Here is an 18,463-nt window from a genome sequence, read left to right as displayed (position 1 = left end):
TTCGCAATGAAGAAGTGGCTGTTGATTGCCCTGGTGGCAGTAAGCGGTTTTGCCAATGCCGCTATTGAGCTTGGCAAGGATTATGTGGTGATGGACAAGCCGCAACCGGTGGCCAATCCCAAGAAAGTAGAAGTGATTGAATTCTTCTCTTACACCTGCATTCATTGTTTTCATCTTGATCCGCTGATGTCGGCATGGGAGAAGAGCAAGCCTGCTTACGTCGACATGCGCAAAGAACAGATTGTTTGGCAAAAGCCGATGGAGGGCTTTGCCCGTTTCTTTGCCACCATGAATACGACGGGTACTGCGGCCAAGCTGCATTCTCAGGCTTTCAAGGCGGTGATGGAGCAAAAGGTCAACCTGTCTGATCCGGCTATCCTGAAAGGCTGGTTGAAGAAGCAGCCTGGCGTCGATTTCAACAAGTTCATGCAGACCTACAACTCCTTCGGCATTAACAGCCAGGTAGCGCGCGCGGCTCAAATCACTCGCACCTACAATATCGAAGGTACGCCTACCATCATCGTCAACGGCAAGTATCAATTGCTTCCCGCAGAGCCGGCGAGACTGATCCAGGTGATGAACGAGTTGATCGCCAAGGCCAAGGCCGAGAGCAATATCAAGTAACGAGTTTCTTTTTGATAAAACTAGGGTGGCCTCAGCCACCCTGTTTTTTTGCCGCAGCGTAGAAAAGGCTTGACTACGTAAAAATACGAAGGTATTATTCAATTCTCTGCCGCGGGGTGGAGCAGTCTGGTAGCTCGTCGGGCTCATAACCCGAAGGTCGTAGGTTCGAATCCTGCCCCCGCAACCAAGTTCTCACAAGAAGACCGCCTTGCAAGGCGGTCTTCTTGTGTGTGCTTAGGCGCAACACCATACGTTCAGCTGTTCAGGAACGTATTCCCTCGAGTCATATAATTGGAGCCTTGCCCGGATGGGCAGGGCTCGTTTCTTTTTGTCCTCGCGAATCTTGCTTTTGAGCCCCGAGTGATTCGGGAATACAAAAAGGCCGCCTGGTGGCGGCCTTGGCGGCTGCATGGCTAGCCTGTGCCTCAGATGCGCTTGGCCAATTCTCCGGCCTTGCCGACATACGTTGCCGGTGTCAATTCCAGCAGGCGAGCCTTCTCCGCGTCCGGAATTTCCAGACCCTTGATAAAGGCGGACAGGGTTTCGCGCGTGATGCCGTCCTTGCCGCGCGTCAGCTCCTTGAGCTGCTCGTACGGGTTGGGCACACCGTAACGACGCATGACGGTCTGGATCGGTTCTGCCAGCAATTCCCAGCTGCGGCCCAATTCGTCGGTAATGGCCGCTGGGTTGATTTCCAGCTTGTTCAGACCCTTCAGGCAGGCCTTGAAGCCGAGCATGGTGTAGCCGAAGCCCACGCCCATATTGCGCAGCACGGTGGAGTCGGTCAGGTCGCGCTGCCAGCGGGATACCGGCAGTTTTTCCGCCAGGTGGCCGAGGATGGCATTGGCCATGCCCAGATTGCCTTCGGAGTTTTCGAAGTCGATCGGGTTGACCTTGTGCGGCATGGTGGAACTGCCTACTTCGTCCTTCTTCACCTTCTGTTTGAAGTAGCCCAGCGAGATATAGCCCCAGATATCGCGATTGAGGTCGATCAGGATGGTATTCACGCGCCCTGTCACCTGATACAGCTCGGCCATATAGTCATGCGGCTCGATCTGTATGGTGTAGGGGTTGAAGGTCAGGCCCAGGCCGGAAACGAAGCGGCCGCACAGGCTTTCCCAGTCGATTTGCGGGTAGGCCACCAGATGTGCGTTGTAGTTGCCGACGGCGCCATTGATCTTACCGAGGATCTCCTGGTTCACCAGCTGTTCGCGCTGACGCTTCAGGCGATACACGGTGTTGGCCAGCTCCTTGCCCATGGTGGACGGCGTGGCCGGCTGACCATGAGTGCGGCACATCATGGGCAGATCAGCCAGCTCATGCGCCAGCAACTGCAGCTTCCCGATGACTTCCTCCAGAGCGGGCAGAATCACGGTATTGCGCGCAGTTTTCAGCATCAACGCGTGGGACAGGTTATTGATGTCTTCGGAGGTGCAGGCGAAATGGATGAATTCGCTGGCGGCCATGACTTCCGGATTGCCGGATAGGCGTTCTTTCAACCAGTATTCGATGGCTTTAACATCGTGGTTGGTGCGGGCCTCGATGGCTTTCACTTCCTCGCCATGCTCTACCGAGAAACCGGCGATTACATCATCGATTTCGCGCACGGTGGCTTCTGAAAACGGCTTGACTTCTTCAATGCCGGGTTCGGCAGCCAGCATTTTCAGCCATTCCAGTTCCACCTTGATACGGAACTTCATCAGGCCGTATTCGGAGAACAGATTGCGCAAGCCTTCAACCTGGGCGGCGTAGCGGCCATCCAGCGGGCTCAGGGCGGTCAGAGGGTTCAGATTCATGACTCGGTATTTCCAGGCTTTGCCGGCGAACCGGCGGTTTCAGTACAAAAACGGGTAGGGAGCAGTTTAGCGGCCCAGCCGGCGGCAGATGCCGTCAGCCAATTGCTCGGCGGCTTCCGGGTGGAAGCGGAAAAACAGCTCCGGTTCTATCATTTCCAGTTCCATAATGGCCAGCTGCGCATGGTTGTCGCGTACCATGTCCACGCGCGCATACAGTACATCGTGCGGCACTGCGGCGACGGCCGCTTCGGCAAACCTTGTTTCTTCATCGCTAGCGCGATGTTCATGCACGCTGCCGCCGTGATCATCCTGCACGCGGAAGTCGCCATGCTTTGGTGTCTTGCGGATGGCATGGCTGACTTTGCCATCCAGCACCATCAGGGAAATCTCGCCCTGTACGAGAACCTGGTGCTGGAAGGGTTGCACCATCATGGCCTCTTGTTGCACCAGCTTGGCGAATATGCACTCCAGCTCGGCGGCATTGTTTGGCGAGACGCGGTAAGTATGTCTTGCCGAGCCGGAAATCGCAGGCTTCAGAATGGCGTCTTCAATGCCGTTTTGTTCCAGTACTTGGCGCAAAGTGCGCGGGTCATGCTTTTCAATGTAGTGGGTGGTGACGGTGTTGATGCCTTTTTGCGCCAACTCACCCAGATAATGCTTGTCGATGTTCCAGCGAATGAGCCCTGCGCTGTTGAACAGGCGGGTGGCCTGGCTGGCAGCCGACAACCAAGGGGCAAACTCCGGATAGCGTTCGAAATAATCCCAAGTGGTGCGAAACAGCAGCGCGCCGGCCTGTCGCCAGTCAAATTCGCTATCGTCCCAGGCCTTTCGGCAAACCTTGAGGCCGCGGGCGGCAAGTGCATTCAGCACTAGCCCGTCTTCCTTGTGGACCTGTTGGCTGTACCAGTCGCCGTGCTCCAGCTCAAGCAGGCGGCGGTCTGTCAGTACGACTACATCAAAATGCATCGTTGTCTTCATCTCAAGAAAAACGGGTGACTCGCACCCGTTTTCGATTACATCCCGGGCATCATGCCCTTCATACCGCGCATCATTTTCATCAGTCCGCCCTTGGCGGAGAACTGCTTCATCATTTTTTGCGTTTGCTCAAACTGATTCAGCAGACGGTTAACCTCTTGCACGGTCACTCCCGAGCCGGCGGCGATTCGCCGCTTGCGACTGGCTTTGAGCAGTTCCGGCTTGCGTCGCTCCTCCAGTGTCATGGAGTTGATGATGCCTTCGATGCGACGCATGGATTTTTCCGCTTCGGCCCCCTGAATGCCCTTGGCCATCTGGCCGAGTTGCCCAGGCATCTTGTCCAGCAGATTGGCCATGCCGCCCATCTTCTTCATCTGCTGCATCTGGGCCTTGAAATCCTCAAGGTCGAAACCTTTGCCGGACTTGAGCTTCTTGGCCATGGCCACGGCTTCATCCTGATCGATGCCTTTTTGCACTTCTTCGATCAGGGACAGCACGTCGCCCATGCCGAGAATGCGACTGGCGATACGGTCGGGGTAGAAGGGCTCTAGGCCGCTTACCTTCTCGCCGACACCGATAAACTTGATCGGCTTGCCGGTGACATGGCGCACGGACAGGGCGGCGCCGCCGCGCGAGTCGCCGTCCATCTTGGTGAGGATGACGCCGGTGAGCGGCAGAGTTTCATTAAAAGCTTGTGCGGTGTTGACAGCGTCCTGACCCTGCATGGCATCCACCACGAACAGGGTTTCCACTGGATTGATGGCAGCGTGCAGCGCCTTGATTTCCGCCATCATGGCGTCGTCAATGGCCAGGCGACCTGCGGTGTCCACCATCAGTACGTCAAAGAAATGGCGCTTGGCGTGTTCCACGGCGGCGCGGGCGATGTCCACCGGTTTTTGCGCGCCATCCGAGGGGAACCACTCTACGCCCACTTGCTCGGCCAAGAGTTTCAGTTGCTCAATGGCGGCGGGGCGGTAGACGTCGGCCGACACCACCAGCACTTTCTTCTTCTGTGTTTCCTTCAGTAGCTTGGCCAGCTTGCCGACGGTGGTGGTCTTGCCCGCACCTTGCAGACCGGCCATCAGCACGATGGCCGGGGGTACGGCCGCCAGATTAAGGGCGTCGTTTTTCTCGCCCATCAGCTTGACGAGCTCTTCGTTCACCACGCCCACCAGAGCCTGGCCTGGCGTGAGGCTACCCATCACCTCCTGGCCCAATGCGCGTTCCTTGATCTGAGCGATGAAGGTTTTGACGACGGGCAGGGCGACGTCGGCTTCCAGCAAGGCCATGCGCACTTCGCGCAGGGCGTCCTGGATGTTGGATTCGGTCAGGCGGGCGTTGCCGCGCAGGTTCTTGATCACGCCGGACAGGCGGCTGGTCAGGTTGTCTAGCATGCTGCGTCCTTACTGTGCCAACGGGGGACAGGTTGGTGTAGACTTTCAAACTGTCGATTTTACCACGAGCCTGCCGGGTAACGCCCGGATTTGATGGCGTAATTTTTCATGACCGGATTCCTGTTCATTCTGAGCCTGTTGCTCATCCTCGCCTACGGCGGCCTTTCCTGGCATTTCATTGGCAACTGGAAAGGCGCAGCAAGCTTGCCGCGCAACCCGAGGCTGGAGCACACGCTGCTTGGCGCCTTGCTGTTGGCGCATGCTTTTGCCGTAATGTCGCCGGTACTGCAAGGCCCCATTGTTTCACTCGGCGTAGGCCGGGCGCTCTCCATTGTGGTGTGGATCATGCTAGTCATTTACTGGACTTGCGGCTTCTTTTACCGGGTGGAGGGGCTGCAGTTGTTCATGATGCCACTGGCGATGGCGACACTGGCGTTCGCACTGGCTTTTCCCGGTGAGCATGTCATGCATGATCTGCGCAATCCCGCCTTTGCCTTGCACGTGTTGGTGTCCATTGTGGCTTACAGCCTGTTTGCCATTGGCGCACTACTGGCTGTGCTGATGCTGTTCATGGAGAAAGCACTGCATCAGAAGCGGGGGCTGGCGTTGGTGCGGCAGCTGCCACCTTTGCTTTCGCTCGAAAAAATGATGTTTCAGGTCATCGGGGTGGGATTTCTGCTTCTTTCGGTATCACTTCTGACCGGCGTGGTGTTTTCGGAGGAAGTCTTCGGCAAACCTGCGGCGCTGACTCATAAGACAGTCTTTGGTGTGTTGTCCTGGGGGCTGTTCGGTGCTTTGCTTGTCGGGCGCAAGCTCAAGGGGTGGCGCGGTAAGCTGGCAATCCGCTGGACCTTGGCTGGCTTCGCTGCCTTGCTGCTGGCATACATTGGTAGCAAGATGGTGCTGGAGCTTGTGTTGCATCGAAGCTAGCCTCAGGAGTCAAACCCTGTGGCGAGCTGCTTAAATCTTGTCGAAACGAAGGAGTCGTTCATGAAGAAACTGCTTGCCGCCTTGTTGGGTTTCCTGTTTGTTTGCGCATCTGCTTTCGCCGCCGTCAATATCAATACGGCTACTCAGGAGCAACTTGAGTCCCTGAATGGCATCGGCCCGGTGAAGGCTAAGGCCATCATTGATTACCGCGCTAAGAACGGTGCTTTCAAGAGTGTAGATGATTTGAAAAACGTCTCCGGCATTGGCGATAAAACCCTGGAGAAGCTGCGCAAGGATATCGCAGTGAGCGGCGCTACGACTGCGCCCGCAGCAGCGGCCAAGAGTGGCGCACCTGCGGCGGCCAACAAACCGGCAGCCGCTCCCGCCGCGACGGCTAAGCCGGCAGCGCCGGCAAAACCGGCCAAGAAGGACGCCTCTAAGTCCGTGGCCAAGAAGCCTTGAACAAGGTGCAATAAAGAAACAGAAGCCCGGCTTTGGCCGGGCTTTTTGCATTGTGCGTTTATGCAGGTTTGCCGAAGAGGGCCAGCGCCTTTTCTCTCTGCACCGCATGATCGACGATGGGGTGTGGGTAGTCCAAGCCCAATCGGAAACCTGGGGGCGTTGTCTTTGCTTGCCAAGGGGCGTGGATGGCTTTGTCATCGAAGGCTGCCAGCTCTGGCACATAGCGGCGGATGAGCTTGCCTTGCGGGTCGAACTTTTCTGACTGACTTACCGGATTGAAAATACGGAAATAGGGCTGTGCGTCGCAGCCCGTGGAGGCCGACCATTGCCAACCGCCGTTGTTGGCCGCCAGGTCGAAGTCCAGTAACTTTTCAGCAAACCACGCCTCCCCCCATCGCCAGTCAATCAGCAGATCTTTTACCAGGAAACTGGCCACAATCATGCGAAGGCGGTTGTGCATATAACCGCTATGCAGCAACTGGCGCATGGCTGCGTCAACGATCGGGTAGCCGGTGCGTCCTTCTTTCCACGCGGCAAACCACTCCTCATTATTTTCGTAGGCTAGGTTTTGGTACTCGGGCTTGAAGCTCTGCTTGGCGACGTTCGGAAAATGCCAAAGAAACTGCTGATAGAAATCGCGCCAAATCAGCTCCCCAAGCCAGCAGTCTGCGCCGGCGTTTTGTCTTTCATATGCCAGTCTGGCCAACTGTCGGATTGAGATCGTACCGAAGCGCAAGTGAGCCGACAGATAGGAAACGCCTTTAACCGAAGGAAAGTCCCGCAGCGTTTTGTAGTGTTCTATCCGATCGCTGAAGTCATCCAGTAGCACTCTTGCCCCGGTACTGCCCGGCGCGATCGGCAGCGAAGACAGATCGCTGCTTTCAAAGCCGAAATCCTGCAAGGCGGGCAGATCGGTAGCCGGATGCTGCGCCAGCTTGTGAAGCATGCTGGCTGAGTCTGCCACCTCCAGATCCAGATGGCGCACTTTCTTCTGCCAATTGTTTTTATAGGGGGTGAACACGGTATAAGGCCGGCTTGCGGCTGTCAGGATTTCATCCTCCTCAAAAACCACATGATCCTTATATAAGGACAGACGCCGGCCCTCGGCCTCCAGCAGCTCGCTGACGCGTCTGTCTCGCAGGATGGTCGCGGGTTCGTAATCTTTATTGGCGTAAACGCAATCGACGCCAAGGTCGCGAGCCAGTCGAGGGATCTCTTCTATAGGTAGTCCATGTCGTACCAGCAGCTCGCCACCATGTTGGCGCAGTTCAAGCTGGAGGGACTGCAGGCTTGCCATGATGAAGTCCACGCGCCGATCCTGACGGGGCAGAGGGTCCAGGATTGAGCTGTCCAGAATGAAGGCGCAATAAACCTGGTTGTGCTTTGCAAGGGCCTCGTACAGGCCGCGGTTGTCCTCGGTGCGCAAGTCACGGCGAAACCAGAACAGAGCGCTGGGCTGTGTCATTTGCAGGTCTTTTCCAAGTGTTTAATGGGGTGAAGATTGGCATTTGTGGGTGTTTTTGCAACACTTTTACAGTGGTGTTGTTTTTTTGTCTCTGCTGTTTTTTGATTTTGATTTTTGTAAAAACGTATATTTTTCAATTGCTTATTATAATTTTTTGCCATTGTCGTGCTGCGTGTCTGGCCGAGTGCTGCCGAGCCCTTTTGTATTTTTGCAACGAGCGCTTTATATTTCGATCAGCAACTTGCCGGGAAACCGGTGGTGAGAAAATGTCCGGAGGCCAGTCGTCAATCTTGATGGCCGGCAATCTAACAGGACTACATTGAACTGACTTCGAAAGGAATTAGCGATGAACAAGAAGCTGATCGCTCTGGCTATTGCAGCCATCCCGGCCGCCGCAATGGCTGACGTTACCCTGTACGGTTCCATCCGTGGTGGTATCGAAAGCAACAAAACCTACGCTGCTGGCGTTACCGATGCCAATGGCAACCTGAAGAGCAACACTCAGATCAACGACTGGACTTCCCGCATCGGTTTCAAGGGCAATGAAGATCTGGGCAATGGCCTGAAGGCTATCTGGCAAGTTGAGAACCGTGTAAATGTTGACGGTTCCAGCAACACCGGTTTTGGCACTCGCGACACTTTCGTTGGCCTGGAAGGTGCTTTCGGTAAGTTCCGTCTGGGTAAGTTGTCCAACTATGCTAACTCCGACATGGAGCAAGTTGACCCGGGTTATTATTCCGGCAAGAGTGTTGCAGGTCTGGGCTACTTCACCCGTCTGGACGGTCGCGTTAACAACGCCGTCCGCTACGACACTCCGAATCTGGCTGGTTTCAACGGCTCCCTGCTGTACGGTACCGATGAAACTCGTAAGCTGGTTAACGGTTCCAATACCAACAACCAGACTTGGAACTTGGGTCTGAGCTACGAAAACTCCGGTTTCTTCGGTAAGTACAACTACCAGCACTGGGGTTCTGCTCAGGAACTGGGCACCATTCAGTCTTGGCACCGTCTGGAAGCCGGTTACAATGCTAACAATCTGTACGTAGCCTTTGGCTATCAGCAGACCCAAGGTTACGACTTGGCTGGTCAGTTCTACAGTGCTGATCTGGCTGCTGGTGCCTCCGCAGGTAATGCCAAGGTTAAGACTAAGGAGTACGCACTGACCGCTGGTTATACCTTTGGTGCCCTGACCCCGTACCTGAGCTATGCCAAGGGCAAAAACATTTCCGTGGATAGCAATACTATCGACAACACCGGCTATAGCCAGTGGGTTGCTGGTCTGAACTACGATCTGTCCAAGCGCACCAGCGTGTACGGCGCTTACGGCCATGTAAGCTGGAAGGGTGACACCCCGAGCGAAAGCTCCCTGGGCGTTGGCCTGATCCACAACTTCTAATTCTGATTTCAGAGTTAGTTAGTTTGAAAAGGACTGCTTCGGCAGTCCTTTTTTCATGTCTATTCAACTTGTGATCGTCGCTTGCTTAGAGTTGACCCTATTGTTGCGACATGAGCTTATAATTGCTGCAACTGGCGGCGACTACGCTGCGCAACTGTTTTGTGAGGGTGCTTGATGGATGCGTCTGCAGGGATTTCCGGTCTGGGTCGTGCTTTGGTGCAAAACAATGCCTTGTTGTTGCAGGATGCAGAGGCCATTCAGAAGCAGGCTCAAGCGTCAAACATTAGTTTTGTTGAGCAGTTGATCGCCAGCAAGAAAATGGGCGCGGGTGAGGTGGCTTCATTCGCCTCCAAGGTGTTTGGATACCCGCTGCTGGATATGGGGGCCATTGATCCTTCCCAGTTACCCAAGGGGCTGGTGGATGATGAGCTAATCGGCAGCCGGCGCTTGGTTCCTTTGTTCAAGCGTGGCAACAAGCTTTACATTGGTACTTCGGATCCCACGCAAACCTCAGCTTTTCACGCTATCACTTTCAAGACCGGCATGACGGTGGAAGTGGTGGTGGTCGAGGACGACAAGCTGTCAAAGGTGATTGGCAAGTATACGGAGGACGCCAATGCCGCCATCAACTCACTGGCTCAGGAAGATTTCGGCGATCTTGAGTTTGTCGACCCGGATGCTGCGCCTGCGGCCTCTGATGCGACTCAGCCCGATGTTGATGATGCCCCTGTCGTAAAATTCATTCACAAGGTATTGCTGGATGCGATCAACGGTGGCGCATCTGATATCCATTTTGAGCCTTATGAAAAGTTCTACCGTATTCGCTATCGCGTGGATGGCATCCTCAAGGAAATCGCGCAGCCGCCCCTGCTGTTGAAGGAAAAAATAGCCTCCCGCATCAAGGTGATATCGCGGCTGGATATTTCAGAAAAGAGGGTGCCTCAGGACGGTCGTCTGAAGCTGGTCATATCCAAGACCCACTCCATTGATTTTCGTGTCAGTACCTTGCCTACCTTGTACGGTGAGAAGATCGTGATGCGTATCCTCGATGCGTCGGCGGCATCGCTGGACATTGAGCAGCTCGGCTTTGAGCCCATGCAGAAAAAATTGTTGCTGGATGCCATCGCTCGGCCTTACGGCATGGTACTAGTAACAGGGCCTACGGGTAGTGGTAAGACCGTTTCCTTGTACACCTGCCTGAATATCCTCAACAAGCCGGACATCAATATTTCCACTGCGGAAGACCCGGTCGAAATCAACTTGCCAGGCATCAATCAGGTGAATGTCAATGAAAAGGCCGGCCTGACGTTTGCATCCGCGTTGAAGGCGTTTTTGCGGCAAGATCCGGATGTGATCATGGTGGGTGAAATTCGCGACTTCGAGACGGCGGACATTTCCATCAAGGCTGCGCAGACGGGTCACATGGTATTTTCCACGCTGCACACCAACAATGCACCCGCGACGCTGACGCGTTTATTGAATATGGGCGTCGCACCTTTCAACGTGGCAAGCTCGGTCTTGCTGATCATGGCTCAGCGTCTTGCGCGACGCCTGTGCAATCATTGCAAGAAACCGATTGATATCCCGGAAGAGGCACTGCTGCGCGCAGGCTTCTCCAAAGAGCAACTTGATGGTTCTTGGAAGCCCTACGGCCCTGCCGGATGCGAGGAATGCCGAGGTTCAGGCTATAAAGGACGAACAGGCATTTACGAAGTAATGCCCATCTCTGATGCAATCACCCGACTGATCATGCAAAATGGCACGGCGATTGATATTGCTGACCTGGCCCGTAAAGAGGGCATGGTGGATCTGCGCCAAGCCGGTCTGCTCAAGGTCATGAAGGGTGTGACATCGCTGTCGGAAATTGAAGCTGTGACTAACGAGTGACCGGATAACCTGCAAAGAGAATAAAGATGGCTACCGTGGCTAAAAAGGCGACCCCGGGTTTTATCTGGGAATGGGAAGGCAAGGATCGTGCAGGTAAGGTGGTGCGTGGGGAGTTGCGCGCAGAAAGCGAAAACGTTGCGAAAACCCAGCTGCGCCGGCAAGGCATCAATGTCTTGAAGGTGAAGCGCCGTCGCGGAGGCTTTGGGCGCAAGATCACCGAGAAGGATATTGCGCTGTTCACCCGGCAGCTGTCCACCATGATGCGCGCTGGCGTACCTTTGCTGCAGGCTTTCGATATTTCCGCCAAGGGGCATGGCAATCCGGCCGTCACCAAGATGTTGCTTGAGGTGCGTGCGGATGTGGAAACTGGTTTGTCGCTGGCGGAGGCATTCCGCAAGAAACCGCTGTATTTCGACAAGCTGTTCTGCAACTTGATCGCTGCTGGTGAGACGGGCGGTGTACTGGACTCGCTGCTGGACAAACTGGCCACCTACAAAGAAAAGGTGCTGGCGATCAAGGGCAAGATCAAATCCGCCCTGATTTACCCTTCCGCGATTATCGCGACCGCTTTCATCATTACCGCAGTGATCATGATTTACGTGATTCCTGCGTTCAAGGATCTTTTCTCCAGCTTCGGCGCCAACTTGCCTGCGCCTACCATGTTCGTCATCTGGTTGTCCGATGGTTTTGTGCATTGGTGGTGGTTGATATTCGGCACCATTTTTGGTGCAATTTTTGGTTTCTTCTATGCCTTCAAGCGTGTGCCGAAGATGCAGGAGCAGATGGACCGAATTCTGCTGAAGCTGCCTGTTATCGGCGATATCATCCGCAAGGCGACCATCGCGCGCTGGTCGCGCACGCTGGCTACTTTGTTTGCGGCGGGCGTGCCCTTGGTTGAGGCGCTGGACTCAGTGGGCGGGGCTTCGGGCAACCAAGTGTATAGCGAGGCTACCAAGCAGATTCAATCCGATGTGAGCGCCGGCTCTACGCTGAATTACTCCATGCAACGCACCAATCTCTTCCCGAACATGGTGCTGCAGATGACCTCTATCGGCGAGGAGTCTGGCTCGCTGGATCAAATGCTGGAAAAGATTGCCGACTTTTATGAAGAAGAAGTCGATAACGCCGTGGCATCACTGTCCAGCCTGCTAGAACCGGTGATCATGGTGATTCTGGGGGTACTGATTGGTGGTCTGGTGATTGCCATGTACATGCCGATTTTCAAAATGGGCCAGGTGGTGGGCTAAGTATGTCGTCTGTTGTGGAAATGCTGGCGCTCAGCCCGCTACTGTTGTCTGTGTGTGTTTTGGTGCTGGGGTTGTTGATTGGCAGTTTCCTGAATGTGGTGATCTATCGCCTTCCCCTCATGATGGAGCGTCAGTGGCGCGCAGAGTGCGCTGATCTATGCGACTGCCAAAGCTCCGGCGAGGCGTTGCCTGTCTTCAACCTGATGACCCCCCCCTCGCGCTGCCCGATGTGCGAGGCTCCTGTGCGGGCTTGGCAGAACATTCCGCTTTTCAGTTATTTGGCCTTGGGCGGCAAGTGCGGCACCTGCAAGGCCCGTATCAGCTTTCGCTATCCCATGGTGGAATTGCTGACCGGGGTTCTTTTTGCTGTCGTGGCTTGCAAAGTAGGGTGGAGTGCGACGTTGCCAGGTTATCTCTTTTTGACGGCTGCGTTGGTGGCGCTCACCTTCATTGACGCTGATACGCAGTTGCTGCCGGACAGCCTCACGCTTCCCTTGCTGTGGGCCGGTTTGCTGTTCAATCTTGTCACGGGTGCCGTACCGCTGGCTGATGCCGTGATTGGCGCGATGGCAGGCTATCTTAGCCTGTGGAGTGTTTACTGGATTTTCAAGCTGGCGACCGGCAAGGACGGGATGGGGTTTGGCGACTTCAAACTGTTGGCTGCTCTGGGTGCCTGGCTTGGATGGTCCATGCTGCCCCTGATCATCTTGCTTTCATCTTTGGTGGGTGCTGTTTACGGCGTGCTGATGATTTTACTGGCGCGTCACGGACGCGGCCAGCCGTTGCCGTTCGGGCCTTACCTGGCCGCGGCAGGCTGGATTGCGCTGCTGTGGGGGCCGGGCATTGTGGCTTGGTATTTGCATGGTTTCTAAGGTAGTAGGGCTGACTGGTGGCATAGGGTCAGGCAAAACCAGCGTTGCCAATCTGTTTGCCGAACGTGGTGTGGCAGTCGTGGATACCGATGTGATTGCTCATGCGCTGACTGGCCCGCATGGCGTGGCCATGCCAGCCATCATGTCTGCCTTTGGCAATGCGATGCTCAATGCCGACGGCAGTATGAATCGTGCGGGCATGCGCGAGCTGGTGTTTGCCGACGCTGCTGCCAAATCCCGTTTGGAATCCATCCTGCATCCCCTGATCCATGTGGAGAGCGTACGCTTGCTGGCTGAGGCGGAAGCGCCTTATGCGCTGCTGGTGGTGCCGCTGCTGTTTGAGCATCCGGAATACCGGCCCTTGCTGGGCAGGACGTTGGTGGTGGATTGCCTGGAGTCGGTGCAGCTTGAGCGGGTGCGCAAGCGCAACGGTTTGCCCGATGAGCAGATAAAGGCGATCATTGCGTCACAAATGCCTCGTCTGCGGAGGTTGGCGCTGGCGGACGATGTCATCGAAAATAATGCAGGCTTGGAGGCCTTGGCGCTTCAAGTTGAGCAGAAACACCAGTATTATCTTGCAAACCTTGCCAACGGCCAGTGACAAGGCATTTTTCAAGCCACCGAGAAGGGCAAAAGTGCTGTGATCAGTTTTGAGTTTCCCGTCACCGAGCGTACTCGTACCTTGCTCAGGCTTGAGCATTTGTACGGGCGGCTGGCCTATTTCTTCGGCAAGGATCATCCGCTGGATCACCACGCCGGGTTGCTGGTGTTGTTCGAGCTGATGGAGACTGCGTCGCGTGCAGATCTGAAAGCCGATTTGTTGCAAGAACTGGAGCGGCAGAAGCAGATTCTCGAGCCGCTGCGTGAAAACCCCAATGTGGCGGAAGATACGCTGGAGCGCGTGCTGGAGGATATCGAGCAGGCTTCGGCCCAGTTGCTGGGCATTACCGGCAAGTTCGGCCAGCATTTGCGCGAGAACGAGTGGCTGATGGCCATCAAGCAGCGCGCCGGCATCCCCGGCGGTACGTGCCAGTTCGATCTGCCGTCCTATTTCCTCTGGCAACAAAAGCCGGCGGAGGAGCGTCGTCAAGACCTGAAGCGCTGGGCGGGGCCTTTGATGCCAACCGCAGAGGCTGCGCGCATTCTGCTTAAACTTCTGCGCGACGGTGGGAAAACGCACCATTATGTGGCCCGCGCCGGGGCATTCCAGCAAATGTCCGGAGGCAAGATTGTGCAGTTGATCCGCGTCGCCTATGATCCGGCGTTGAATGTGCTGCCTGAGCTCTCCGCCAATAAATACGCTCTCAATATCCGTTTTGTCAGCGCGGTAACCGGCGAGACTCGCCCGCGCCAGACTGAGCAGGATGTTGATTTCAGTCTGACCAATTGCAAGTTCTGATGACCAAAACACCTTCTGTTCGCACTGTTGCCTGTCCTGTTTGTCGCGCTCCTGTTCGTTGGGAGGCTGCGAGCCGTTTTCGGCCATTCTGCAGCGAGCGTTGCAAAATGATCGATCTGGGCGAGTGGGCTGCCGAGAGCTATCGCGTAGCGGCTGTAGAGGAGAGCCCGGATTCCGAGATGGATCCGTCCCGGCAGGCCTGACATAAGGTTGGCCAAAATGAAAAAGCCCGCGAGCAGCGGGCTTTTTCATGGATGTTTGCCGAAGCGTTGATCAGGCGCGGGCGGCCAGGGCCGCCCCTTGAGCGAAGTAACTCTTTATGCCGCTGAGCAGAGCTCCAGCCATTTGCTGCTGAAAGTCTCCGTCGAGGAGGCGCTGTTCCTCATCCGGATTGCTGATGAAGGCAGTCTCTACCAGGATGGAGGGAATGTCCGGCGCTTTCAGTACGGCAAAGCCAGCCTGCTCCACTTGGCGGCTGTGCAGTTTGTTGAGGTCGCCCACTTTGCCCAGCATCATTTTGCCCAGTTTCAGGCTGTCGTTGATGGTGGCGGTTTGGGTCAGGTCCAGCAGTGTATGGGCCAGGAACTTGTCTTTGCTGCCGATCTTCACCCCGCCGATAAGGTCGGCGTCGTTTTGCGTTTGCGCCAGCGTCTTGGCGAAGGCGCTGGACGCGCCCTTTTCCGACAAGGCAAAGACAGACGAGCCGCGGGCACTGCGATTGGGCGCGGCGTCGGCATGAATGGAGATGAACAGGTCTGCATTCAGTTTGCGCGCCTTGGCTACCCGCACGCCCAGTGGAATAAAGATATCTTCCTCGCGCGTCATGAAGGCTTTCATATTGCGCTCGGCGTCGATCATGCGCTTGAGCTGCTTGCCGATCTTGAGCACGATGTCTTTCTCGCGGGTGCCGTTCATGCCGATGGCACCCGGGTCCTCGCCCCCGTGGCCGGGGTCCAGCATCACCACGATGGGGCGATTGCTGTCCTGCTTCTTGGGCTTGATTTGGGGAGCGGGCTCTTGCAGCTTGCCCTTGTTGTAGTCTTCCAGCAGCGCCAGCAGCGGGTCATCCTGCGCGCCGCTGGCGGGGTAGAGATCGACTACCAGTCGGTGCTTGTATTCAGCTACCGGCGTCAGCGTGAACGCTTGAGGTTTGATGTCCGTTTTCAGATCCAGCACGATGCGGACGGTGTCCGGTGTGAACTGGCCGGCGCGGGCCGTTTTGATGTACGGGTCAGCGTCGGCAATCTGGTTGCCGATGTCTTTCAGTACGCTGTTGAGTTGCACGCCTTCCAGATCTATGACCAGCCGGTCAGGATTGGCAATGGTGAATTGCTTGAACTTGATGGCGTCGCTGGCTTCCAGCGTGATGCGCGTATAGCTGGCGGCCGGCCAGATGCGAATGGCCACCACCTGGCTGGCGGCGGCAAAACCGATTCGGCTGACGCTCAGCAGGAAAGTGGCGGCGGCTGCGCCGATCAGCTTGCGGCGGTTTGGGTCGAAAATCGAGTCAGGCATGACTGTCCGGAATCTGTACTGGCAATTAAACGATAGCTGCGACCGTTGGCGTCCGCTGCAAGTTCCAGCGTCAGGTCGGCGCGCGGCAGTAAAGCATCGGCCTTGTCCGGCCATTCCACCAGACAAACACTGTCCTGGCCGAACAGGTCGCGGAAGCCCGCGTCGTCCCATTCTTCCGGGTCGGCGAAACGGTACAGGTCGAAATGATAAACGGTGAAACCGTCCAAGGGGTAGCTTTCCACCAGGGTATAGGTCGGGCTCTTTACTTTGCCGGCATAACCCAGCGCGCCGAGCAGAAAGCGGGTGAACGTGGTTTTGCCCGCGCCCAGGTCACCCTGCAGATAGATAACCAGTCCTGATTGCAGGACGGCGGCGAGACGGATGGCTAGCGCCTGCGTCGCCATTTCGTCGGGCAGGGAGCCGCTGTAAACACTGGTATCATCCATGGCCATGAACGAAACATCCTGTCAAAAGCCGGATTATCCCGAATTGGCGCGGCAAATCAAAGTCTGGGCTCAAGAAGCCGGCTTTGCCGATGCGCGCATCGGTCGCGCGGAGCTGCCTCAGGAGCACGAGGCGGCGCTGATGACATGGTTGGCCGAAGGCAATCACGGCGAGATGGACTACATGGCGCGGCATGGCGCTTTGCGTGTGCGTCCGGCGGAGCTGGTGCCTGGCACGCTTAGTATTGTCAGTGTGCGCATGAACTATTGGCCGGAGGAGGCGAGAGCCGCTGATGCGGTGCTGGCGGACAGCAGCATGGCCTACGTATCGCGTTACGCCTTGGGGCGGGATTACCACAAAGTGTTGCGCCAGCGGCTGCAAAGGCTGGCAGATCGCATTGCGCAGGCGGTGGGCCCGTTTGGGTATCGGGTGTTTACCGACAGCGCGCCAGTGGCGGAGGTGGCGCTGGCGGCCCGGGCGGGGGTGGGCTGGCGCGGCAAGCACACATTGCTGATCAATAAAGGCCAAGGGTCGCTGTATTTTCTGGGCGAATTGTTTACCGATCTGCCCTTGCCGGTTGACCAGGCGGAACAGCAGCACTGCGGCAGCTGCACTCGCTGTATCGACGTGTGCCCCACGCAAGCCATTGTTGCGCCTTATAAAGTGGATGCGCGGCGATGTATTTCCTATCTCACGATCGAACTTAAAGGCGCCATACCAGAGCCCTTGCGGCCATTGATCGGCAACCGGGTTTATGGTTGCGACGACTGCCAGCTGTGTTGCCCGTGGAACCGCTTTGCCGTACCGACGGCAGAGGCGGATTTCGCCGTGCGACATGGGCTGGACGATGTGAGCCTGGTGGCGCTGTTTGCCTGGTCGGAAGCGGAATTCCAGCAAAAGATGGCGGGCAGCCCGATTTACCGCATCGGTTACGACAAGTGGTTGTCCAATCTGGCGGTAGGGCTGGGCAATGCGCCCCGCTCGGAGGCGGTGCTGGCTGCGCTCAGGGCGCGGCAGGACAGTGAGTCCGAGATGGTGCGCGAATGTGTGTGGTGGGCGCTGCGCCGCCATGGAGCGACGCAGGCTTGAGCGGCTGCTGAACGATCAGACCAGCGGGCGAGTGAAGTGGAAGGAACTGATGCTGAATCCCTCGCGGAAATACAGCTTGTGCGCGGCCGTGCGCCAGGTGCCGGAGTCCAGCACCAGAAACTCGCAACCGCGTGATCTGCCTTCCTCCGCACACCAGTCAAGCAGGCGCTTGCCAATACCGGCGGAACGATGCGCTTCGTCGGTGACCAAGTCATCAATATACAGCCGCAGGTTTTCGTAGGTGTTTTCATACACCCGGTACAGCGCCAATCCCAGGGGCTGACCCGTCTCCTCCACCGCTACAGCGATGGCCGCGCCGTACTGGCAGACACGTTGCATTTTCGCCGCATAGCGCTCGCCGTCTTCGGGCAACATCGGCCGCAGTTGGCGGTGCAGCGCGGCGCAACGGGCTAGCAGCGCATGATCCTGCACCAGCCCGGCAGCGTCGGTCAGACGTTGAATGCTGATTTGCGCCATGCGCTCAGGCCTCGCGACTGGGGGCGATGACCAGCGATTCGCCTTCCAGAATCACCTTGCCCTGAACGATGCATTCGGTGCTCAGTTTGACGCGTTTTTTTTCCGGGAACAGCTCGATGACCGTGGCGCGGGCCGTGATGGTCTGGCCGATTTTCACCGGGGCCTTGAAGCGGGTGGATTGCGACAGATAGATGGTGCCGTTGCCGGGCAGGCGGGTACCTACCACGGTGGAAATCAGGCTGGCAGTGAGCATGCCGTGCGCGATGCGGCCGCCGAAGGGGGTGGTTTCGGCGTATTCCTGATTGATGTGAACCGGATTGTCGTCGCCGGAGACGGCCGCGAACATCAGGATGTCGGCTTCGGTGATGGTCTTGGCGTACTCGGCGGAATCGCCGATTTTGATGTCTTCAAAGTAGACGGTCATGCGAGGATCTCCGGTTATGACGGTGAAATTGCTGCGGTGCATTGTGACACGCGGCGGGGGAAATGCA

19 protein-coding genes and 1 tRNA gene are annotated in these 18,463 nt (G+C 56.6%); 12 read left to right on the top strand and 8 right to left on the bottom strand.

Annotated features, from left to right (window positions below):
* Window positions 1-6: 6 nt before the first annotated feature.
* Together Q0P52_RS14995 and Q0P52_RS14990 are read left to right on the top strand one after the other, a co-directional pair.
* Complete coding sequence (locus tag Q0P52_RS14995; protein WP_293765584.1) at window positions 7-624, top strand: thiol:disulfide interchange protein DsbA/DsbL; 618 nt, start codon at window positions 7-9, stop codon at window positions 622-624.
* 110 nt (window positions 625-734) lie between these two features.
* Window positions 735-811, top strand: a tRNA-Met gene (locus Q0P52_RS14990).
* A 238-nt stretch (window positions 812-1,049) separates the two neighbouring features.
* On the opposite strand, the gene purB is transcribed toward Q0P52_RS14990, so the two are convergent.
* The 3 genes from purB to ffh form a co-directional block, all read right to left on the bottom strand.
* A complete protein-coding gene (purB, locus tag Q0P52_RS14985; protein ID WP_293765585.1) occupies window positions 1,050-2,420 on the bottom strand; it encodes an adenylosuccinate lyase in 1,371 nt (456 codons plus the stop codon).
* A gap of 66 nt (window positions 2,421-2,486) precedes the next feature.
* Window positions 2,487-3,386, bottom strand: coding sequence for a hypothetical protein (locus Q0P52_RS14980; RefSeq protein WP_293765586.1), 900 nt, complete (start codon window positions 3,384-3,386; stop codon window positions 2,487-2,489).
* Window positions 3,387-3,433: 47 nt separating this feature from the next.
* A complete protein-coding gene (gene ffh / locus Q0P52_RS14975) occupies window positions 3,434-4,789 on the bottom strand; it encodes a signal recognition particle protein (RefSeq protein ID WP_293765587.1) in 1,356 nt (451 codons plus the stop codon).
* A 108-nt stretch (window positions 4,790-4,897) separates the two neighbouring features.
* Between ffh and ccsA the strand changes: the two genes are divergently transcribed.
* Both ccsA and Q0P52_RS14965 read left to right on the top strand, forming a co-directional pair.
* Window positions 4,898-5,719 carry a cytochrome c biogenesis protein CcsA gene (ccsA, locus tag Q0P52_RS14970; protein ID WP_293765588.1) on the top strand — a complete coding sequence of 274 codons (822 nt, stop codon included), beginning with the start codon at window positions 4,898-4,900 and terminating at the stop codon, window positions 5,717-5,719.
* 60 nt (window positions 5,720-5,779) lie between these two features.
* On the top strand, window positions 5,780-6,181 hold the full coding sequence (locus tag Q0P52_RS14965; protein ID WP_293765589.1) for a helix-hairpin-helix domain-containing protein: 402 nt from the start codon (window positions 5,780-5,782) through the stop codon (window positions 6,179-6,181).
* 58 nt (window positions 6,182-6,239) lie between these two features.
* On the opposite strand, the gene Q0P52_RS14960 is transcribed toward Q0P52_RS14965, so the two are convergent.
* The gene (locus tag Q0P52_RS14960; RefSeq protein ID WP_293765590.1) at window positions 6,240-7,646 is read right to left on the bottom strand and encodes a deoxyribodipyrimidine photo-lyase; all 1,407 of its coding nucleotides are present in this window, start codon (window positions 7,644-7,646) and stop codon (window positions 6,240-6,242) included.
* A gap of 346 nt (window positions 7,647-7,992) precedes the next feature.
* Between Q0P52_RS14960 and Q0P52_RS14955 the strand changes: the two genes are divergently transcribed.
* The 7 genes from Q0P52_RS14955 (at window position 7,993) to Q0P52_RS14925 (ending at window position 14,650) form a co-directional block, all read left to right on the top strand.
* Window positions 7,993-9,042 carry a porin gene (locus tag Q0P52_RS14955; protein ID WP_293765591.1) on the top strand — a complete coding sequence of 350 codons (1,050 nt, stop codon included), beginning with the start codon at window positions 7,993-7,995 and terminating at the stop codon, window positions 9,040-9,042.
* Between the two features lie 192 nt (window positions 9,043-9,234).
* Entirely contained in the window at window positions 9,235-10,929 is a 1,695-nt protein-coding gene (gene pilB, locus Q0P52_RS14950) for a type IV-A pilus assembly ATPase PilB (protein ID WP_293765608.1), read from the top strand.
* A 26-nt stretch (window positions 10,930-10,955) separates the two neighbouring features.
* A complete protein-coding gene (locus tag Q0P52_RS14945) occupies window positions 10,956-12,176 on the top strand; it encodes a type II secretion system F family protein (protein ID WP_293765592.1) in 1,221 nt (406 codons plus the stop codon).
* A 2-nt stretch (window positions 12,177-12,178) separates the two neighbouring features.
* Window positions 12,179-13,048: an A24 family peptidase gene (locus tag Q0P52_RS14940; RefSeq protein WP_293765593.1), complete on the top strand. Its 870-nt coding sequence runs from the start codon at window positions 12,179-12,181 to the stop codon at window positions 13,046-13,048.
* Window positions 13,038-13,649, top strand: coding sequence for a dephospho-CoA kinase (gene coaE, locus Q0P52_RS14935; RefSeq protein ID WP_293765594.1), 612 nt, complete (start codon window positions 13,038-13,040; stop codon window positions 13,647-13,649). Before Q0P52_RS14940 ends, coaE begins: the two co-directional genes overlap by 11 nt.
* Window positions 13,650-13,688: 39 nt before the next feature.
* On the top strand, window positions 13,689-14,447 hold the full coding sequence (zapD, locus tag Q0P52_RS14930) for a cell division protein ZapD (protein ID WP_293765595.1): 759 nt from the start codon (window positions 13,689-13,691) through the stop codon (window positions 14,445-14,447).
* Window positions 14,447-14,650 carry a DNA gyrase inhibitor YacG gene (locus tag Q0P52_RS14925; protein WP_293765596.1) on the top strand — a complete coding sequence of 68 codons (204 nt, stop codon included), beginning with the start codon at window positions 14,447-14,449 and terminating at the stop codon, window positions 14,648-14,650. The genes zapD and Q0P52_RS14925 overlap by 1 nt, the downstream gene beginning before the upstream one ends.
* Window positions 14,651-14,720: 70 nt before the next feature.
* Here Q0P52_RS14925 and Q0P52_RS14920 read toward each other — a convergent pair whose 3' ends face one another.
* Window positions 14,721-15,962, bottom strand: coding sequence for an N-acetylmuramoyl-L-alanine amidase (locus Q0P52_RS14920; RefSeq protein WP_293765597.1), 1,242 nt, complete (start codon window positions 15,960-15,962; stop codon window positions 14,721-14,723).
* Complete coding sequence (tsaE, locus tag Q0P52_RS14915) at window positions 15,923-16,414, bottom strand: tRNA (adenosine(37)-N6)-threonylcarbamoyltransferase complex ATPase subunit type 1 TsaE (RefSeq protein ID WP_293765598.1); 492 nt, start codon at window positions 16,412-16,414, stop codon at window positions 15,923-15,925. The genes Q0P52_RS14920 and tsaE overlap by 40 nt, the downstream gene beginning before the upstream one ends.
* On the opposite strand from tsaE, the gene queG reads away from it, so the two are divergent.
* Window positions 16,407-17,495 carry a tRNA epoxyqueuosine(34) reductase QueG gene (gene queG, locus Q0P52_RS14910; protein WP_293813768.1) on the top strand — a complete coding sequence of 363 codons (1,089 nt, stop codon included), beginning with the start codon at window positions 16,407-16,409 and terminating at the stop codon, window positions 17,493-17,495. The two genes, tsaE and queG, sit on opposite strands and share 8 nt — an antisense overlap.
* Before the next feature lie 15 nt (window positions 17,496-17,510).
* On the opposite strand, the gene Q0P52_RS14905 is transcribed toward queG, so the two are convergent.
* Window positions 17,511-17,972, bottom strand: coding sequence for a GNAT family N-acetyltransferase (locus Q0P52_RS14905; RefSeq protein ID WP_293765600.1), 462 nt, complete (start codon window positions 17,970-17,972; stop codon window positions 17,511-17,513).
* Window positions 17,973-17,976: 4 nt separating this feature from the next.
* The gene (locus Q0P52_RS14900; protein WP_293765601.1) at window positions 17,977-18,396 is read right to left on the bottom strand and encodes a MaoC family dehydratase; all 420 of its coding nucleotides are present in this window, start codon (window positions 18,394-18,396) and stop codon (window positions 17,977-17,979) included.
* Window positions 18,397-18,463: the final 67 nt, after the last annotated feature.

The sequence above is a fragment of the uncultured Aquitalea sp. genome (assembly GCF_945957525.1).
Taxonomy (GTDB): Bacteria; Pseudomonadota; Gammaproteobacteria; order Burkholderiales; family Chromobacteriaceae; genus Aquitalea.
The sequence above is the reverse complement of the archived record's forward strand: the minus strand, read 5'-3'. Positions and strand labels throughout refer to the sequence as shown.